The 5,360-nt window shown below is 40.0% G+C and carries 7 protein-coding genes; all 7 read left to right on the top strand.

Features of this window, described 5'->3' with window-relative positions; translation table 11 throughout:
• The first annotated feature begins 177 nt into the window (after positions 1 to 177).
• The 7 genes from EDI28_RS25335 to EDI28_RS25295 all read left to right on the top strand — a co-directional run bounded on the left by EDI28_RS25335 (position 178) and on the right by EDI28_RS25295 (position 5,037).
• Positions 178 to 1,023 (top strand): hypothetical protein, encoded by an 846-nt coding sequence (locus EDI28_RS25335; RefSeq protein ID WP_128786630.1) that lies wholly within the window; start codon positions 178 to 180, stop codon positions 1,021 to 1,023.
• A 124-nt stretch (positions 1,024 to 1,147) separates the two neighbouring features.
• Positions 1,148 to 1,771, top strand: a complete 624-nt coding sequence (locus EDI28_RS25330) for a DUF3885 domain-containing protein (RefSeq protein WP_233353510.1) — start codon at positions 1,148 to 1,150, stop codon at positions 1,769 to 1,771.
• A 213-nt stretch (positions 1,772 to 1,984) separates the two neighbouring features.
• Complete coding sequence (locus EDI28_RS25320) at positions 1,985 to 2,473, top strand: hypothetical protein (RefSeq protein WP_128786628.1); 489 nt, start codon at positions 1,985 to 1,987, stop codon at positions 2,471 to 2,473.
• A 160-nt stretch (positions 2,474 to 2,633) separates the two neighbouring features.
• On the top strand, positions 2,634 to 2,930 hold the full coding sequence (locus tag EDI28_RS25310) for a hypothetical protein (RefSeq protein WP_128786627.1): 297 nt from the start codon (positions 2,634 to 2,636) through the stop codon (positions 2,928 to 2,930).
• 886 nt (positions 2,931 to 3,816) lie between these two features.
• A complete protein-coding gene (locus tag EDI28_RS25305) occupies positions 3,817 to 4,074 on the top strand; it encodes a type II toxin-antitoxin system Phd/YefM family antitoxin (RefSeq protein ID WP_128786626.1) in 258 nt (85 codons plus the stop codon).
• Positions 4,062 to 4,370, top strand: coding sequence for a type II toxin-antitoxin system RelE/ParE family toxin (locus EDI28_RS25300; protein ID WP_128786625.1), 309 nt, complete (start codon positions 4,062 to 4,064; stop codon positions 4,368 to 4,370). The genes EDI28_RS25305 and EDI28_RS25300 overlap by 13 nt, the downstream gene beginning before the upstream one ends.
• 193 nt (positions 4,371 to 4,563) lie before the next feature.
• Positions 4,564 to 5,037, top strand: coding sequence for a hypothetical protein (locus EDI28_RS25295; RefSeq protein ID WP_128786624.1), 474 nt, complete (start codon positions 4,564 to 4,566; stop codon positions 5,035 to 5,037).
• Positions 5,038 to 5,360: the final 323 nt, after the last annotated feature.

The following is a 5,360-nucleotide window of genomic DNA, read 5'->3' as shown; positions in this document are numbered from 1 at the left end:
GAAGGATTTTCGGCCAAGTATGATCGTATTAATGGATGGAGTTGCATAACAAAGGTATCAAGGTGACTTGTTTGACTCGGCATTTTTGGTTTGGAGTTTAGTGGGCTTGGTGAGTTGGTCGTGGCGCACCTTATACTAGGCGTTATGTGTTTGTGCGTAATTAAGAGGGAGCGTTAGGTGAGATTAAAGGAAAAGGTTCAGTATAAACTACTGCCAAAAATTGTTGATAAGTACATTGAATTCAAAAATATGCGCATTGAACAAAATCTACGTCGGCTCGGTATTACTTCAATTTTGGTGGATAACACAGTTTTATTTCATGGTGTTACACACGAAACTGCATGGGTGTCAAACGGGAAAAAAAAGTGGGGAGATACTGAAGTAGAAACTGGTTCCCTTTCTCGGATTCCAGTACATGAAGAAGGGTGTGAAGGCCGAGAATACACTTCAATCAAGTATCTACCTAGTATTATTGATCTTGCGAGGCGTGAGGTTCTTGAGTTATGTCTTTCTGATGAATTGAAAGATGAGCAGCTGACTCAACCTATGGGAAGATTTAGAGGGTACGGAATATTTGATAGTTCGCTATTCAAAGGGCTTAATATGCGAGTTATCCATGACCCTGATTATACATTTGCTATCGGTGCTGGCTGCAGAAGTCTTGAAGAGCAAAGAAAAGATAGGCTTGCATCAAAATTAGACCCACTATACCGGGACCTAATTGATGTCTTAGGTAAGAAGAATTCGCAGGATATTTGGCATATTGTCACAGCCGAAAGGAATGATTGTTACTGCTTTTTAACTATGGATTTTAGGCTGGTCAAAAATCTGGAAGCTCAGAAGAATAATCCCGTGGTTAAATCACTAAAAACTAAGGTTTTGACGCCCGAACAACTTGGCAAAGAATTTAATCTTCCTACCATTTCTCCTAGACTATATTCATACCATTTAGCTGATTGTCCAGTAAATACTGAGTTCAATTGGCACAATTCAAAACGACAGAAACCGAAAAAAAACACATAACAAAGGCATTAAGGTGACGCTGGACGCTCGGCAGTTTTGGTTTGAAGTGTAATTGGTTTAGTAAGTATGGCGTAAGCGCACCTTATGCCAAGCGTTATATTCTTATTTGAAATTAGAGGAAATGATGAATTCGATTAAGCTCGAAAAACCAATGTATTATAAAAATGACTTTGCCCTTAGGTTTGAGCTTGGACCTGCAGAGTTGGGTGTTTGGGCTAATCGTGAGGAAGGTGTATTAAATGACAATTACTTCAAAATAGCTCAAGAAAGGGCTTTGAGTATTTTTCATTCTGCATTCTCACCTTCTGATGACATATCGATTTATTATCAAATCTTCTCTGATGGGCGTAAAAAAATCAGAAAAGGTAATTACTTTCTAAAGCAACTGAAATCCGTTACGGCAAAAAAAGTCGAGTTTAGTGATCATAGAGATATCTATCGTGAAGATTTAGACTATAAAAGTCACTGTTGGAAGCGAGTTAGCATATCAAACATAACAATTAATGACCTGAATGTTGTAAGTATTCTAGAACCTTCGATAAACACTGATTTTGGGGGTAGATCACCGTCAGTAAGTGGCGAGTGTTACATTAAAAATCATACTCAAGGATTAGTTTTTCATATCTATGATGACCGAGGCATGGATCTTGTTGCTAATGAGAAAGAGGCACTTCAAGGGATTTACTGTGCTCACTATAACTGGTTGTTGAAGTATGACTTAGAACATATGGACAGTGTGTTTTCATGAATATAACAAGGCAATCAAGGTGATGCGTTACACTCGGCGGTTTTGGTATGGAGTGCGGTGTGCTTTGTTCGTTCAGTGGGGCACACCTTATTGCAGGCGTTATATTTTTCATTTAATCCATTTACCTATTAAATATCAATGTTTTGTCTGTATTTAGCGTTTCTCGCAGGCTAGAATGTTACAAATGATACATTGTTAAATTTAGGTGATAATTTGAGCGATCATACAACTATCATTGTGGAATGGTATGGCCCTTACACATATGATGAAATTAATGAAAACCCTGATTGGGAAAATGGTTTATATCTTGCTACGGGGAAACTCAAGTATGAACGTGAGGCAACAATTCAGTATTGCGGTATCACTGAAGGTAGCTATCATAAACGTTTAAAAAACCATCATAAAGTCCATGAGATAAACAGGGAACAAGAGTTCTGGATTGGTGAGGTGGCATATCCTTCAAATGCATCTCGTTATTTCTTAGAAATGGCTGAATCGATGATCGTTTATTTTTGGCAACCAGAATTGAATGAACGCAAAAAGTTATCTATTCCTAAACCAATAACATTGCTTAATAAATGGTACAAAGGAAATTGTACGGCTCGGTATCGACAGCACTCTTTGTGTAAAGATTTAGCTGATGTTTTATCTTGGGACGGTGAATTATGGAGAAGTGGCAATCTCCAGGTATGGGAAGAATAAAAATATAACAAAGCAATCAAGGTGATGCGTTACACTCGGCGGTTTTGGTATGGAGTTCAGTGTACTTTGCTAGTTCAGTGGGGCACACCTTATTGCAGGCGTTATGCCCAAAAGATAAGTATCAAGCGACAAAATGTTGTCATGCTCACGAGAGGAAAAGATGTTTAAAGAACCTTGGTCTGATATTTCTGAATATCCCAAAGAACATAAATTCGCTCTTGAGACTGAATTGAAAAAAGAACTCGGTACAAATCATTCATTATTTGGTAAGAAAGTTAATCTTTTAGCCAAAAGAGAGGATCGAGATGATCTTCTATTAAAGTCTGGTTCGACATTCTATATTGTTCATCTCACATGGAGTGGAACTCAAGAAAGTGCTGGTTATCCTCTAGTTGATGTGTTTGAGACGGAACTGGAATTAGAAGCCAGATTGGCAGAGGATTCTCTTTATTTTTAGTAACTTGGGCATAACAAAGCAATCAAGGTGACCCGTTACACTCGGCGGTTTTGGTTTGAAGTTCGGTGTGCTTGGTAGGTTAGTCGTGGGGCACCTTATTGCAGGCGTTATGGCGCAGGGGCGTACAGGCAACGTGGCTGTCGTTTTATTGCTGGCGGGTCGTGCTTAGTTGCTAGTGAATCACAGTTTTCCAGCTCTGTTATGGTGGTGGAAGTTTTCAAAGAAAATATACAATTGTGGTTTCTGTACGCAACCGCCCGATTGTCGTTATTAGATGGCTTTTTCACCAAACCAATTGCCTCCTGCATTCACCTGAACCTTTCTTCATTTTCATCGGGTCGAGGCTTAGCAGCTAGTAAGCCGTTGTTTTCCAATTCTGTTATGGTGATGGGTGTTTACAATGAAAATAATCATTGTTGGTTCCAGTCCGCAGCACGCTCGATTGTCGTTTAGTACTCGCTGCTTTTTCTCCTTAAGCACCGATTCACACTGATAGAAGAGAGCAGGCCGTTCTTCTTCTGAATAAATCCTGCTCAAATTCCCATCAAAAGACTCAGGTTTCAGTTATAGCTACCTGAAATAAATCACAAAACTGCGATCCCTCAACTTCCTGCTTACTCAGTAATGTATGATGCATGAATCATATGGCAGGTAAATAATTCTGTTCGGCGGTAGCGTGCATTGAAGTTGAGTCGGTTACTTGGATCTCGCCATAACAAAGGTATCAAGGTGACGCGTTTGACTCGGCAGTTTTGGTTTGGAGCTTAGTGGATTTGGTGAGTTCCTCGTGGCGCACCTTATCCCAGGCGTTAGCCGTTTTCCGTAACTTGCCATTTAGGGAGTGATAGAATAGTATCACTTTATGGTTTCCAAATGAGTCCACAGAATGAAAGTTGAGCTAGTTACGACACTTAAGCGTCAAGCAACGAAGATTCTCGCTGATCTTCATATTACCAAAGAACCAGTACTTATCACCGAACACGGCCAACCATCGGCATATCTAGTTGATGTTGAAGATTATGAGTATATGCAGAATCGCCTTGCGATTTTAGAAGGTATTGCCCGTGGTGAAAGGGCAATCGTTGAAGGCAATGTAATCAGTCAGAGTGAAGCTAAGGAAAAGATGTCAAAATGGCTCAAATAACTTGGACAGCTCCTGCGCTATCTGATTTGGATGCCATCGCTGAATATATTGCTTTAGACAACATAGTTGCTGCAAAGACCTTGGTTCAAGCTGTGTTTAATGCAGTTGAGCGATTAGAGGTTTTTCCAGAGTCAGGTCGCGTACCTCCAGAACTTGAACATTTAAGCTATCGTGAGGTAGTGGTTAGTCCTTGTCGTATATTTTACAAAATATCAGGTGATGAGGTGTTTATTCTATTTGTTCTGCGACAAGAACGAGATTTGAAAAAATACATTCTAAGTCATTGGAAAAATTAGATTTCACGGCTAACAAAGGCATCAAGGTGACGCGTTACACTCGGCGGTTTTGGTTTGGAGTTCTGTGGATTTGGTGAGCTGGGTGTTAGCGCACCTTATSCCARGCGTTATATGTTGTTGATCTCTGGGATACATTGATAAAGAAACAGCATAGTACCAATACAGCTTTATCTCTAATTATTCAGGAGAAAATATGCGAAAGATTGCAGTCATTGTTGCTAACATAGTCGTGTCACTCATTCTGTTCTTTGGCGGCCTCAGTTTTATCGCAGTGTTCATCTTCACTTTTGCAACTGGCTCATTCTCTGATATGGGCAATGGCAATGCTCAACTGTCGTTTTTATACCTGTTGATGATGGGGTTGATTTCTGTGGCAGGTATTCTTGGCTTATTCATTAGGTTTTTTATCTGTGCAAATTCAACTCTCAAAAGCTACATTAAGTATCTAAGTTGGGAGTTGGCAATCGGTTCAGGCTCAATGACGTTCTTCTTGAGGCCAATAGATATAGCAAAAATGATTTATTTAGAGAAGGGTGAAGCTTCGGAGAAAGATGTTATATATTACACTGCTAAGTTCACATTTTGGACTGCTTACTGTTCTATGAGGGGCTCGCTCTTTCTTCTTGTTCCAATAGCAATGGTCTATTTTATTCCTGGTCCGTATTAAGGCACAGTTCTTTACTGCTTCCTTAGGCTTGAGTGCTGTTAAAACCACTCAGAAAGCTTAATTGGTCGCTTCAAGGATCACTATATTCATATAACAAGGCAATCAAGGTGATGCGTTACACTCGGCGGTTTTGGTATGAAGTTCGCTGTGCTTTGTTGGTTCCGTGGGGCACACCTTATTGCAGGCGTTATGCACCTAGAGCCAAGATTTTCAATGGTAGATAGTTCATCACTCATTTCCACGATTTCTTTGGCCATTCGTTTGTCGAAAGGCTGCCTGAAAGTCCTGAGTTAAACAGGTTGTTGCTTTCTTTGCTGCCTTTG

It is taken from the genome of Photobacterium chitinilyticum, assembly GCF_004104355.1.
GTDB lineage: Bacteria > Pseudomonadota > Gammaproteobacteria > Enterobacterales > Vibrionaceae > Photobacterium > Photobacterium chitinilyticum.
The sequence above is the reverse complement of the archived record's forward strand: the minus strand, read 5'-3'. Positions and strand labels throughout refer to the sequence as shown.

Excerpts from the sequence above, each read along its gene's own strand:
- EDI28_RS25330 (WP_233353510.1), top strand. The coding sequence starts at position 1,148 with ATGAATTCGATTAAGCTCGAAAAACCAATGTATTATAAAAATGACTTT.
- EDI28_RS25300 (WP_128786625.1), top strand. The coding sequence starts at position 4,062 with ATGGCTCAAATAACTTGGACAGCTCCTGCGCTATCTGATTTGGATGCC.
- EDI28_RS25295 (WP_128786624.1), top strand. The coding sequence starts at position 4,564 with ATGCGAAAGATTGCAGTCATTGTTGCTAACATAGTCGTGTCACTCATT.
- EDI28_RS25310 (WP_128786627.1), top strand. The coding sequence starts at position 2,634 with ATGTTTAAAGAACCTTGGTCTGATATTTCTGAATATCCCAAAGAACAT.
- EDI28_RS25305 (WP_128786626.1), top strand. The coding sequence starts at position 3,817 with ATGAAAGTTGAGCTAGTTACGACACTTAAGCGTCAAGCAACGAAGATT.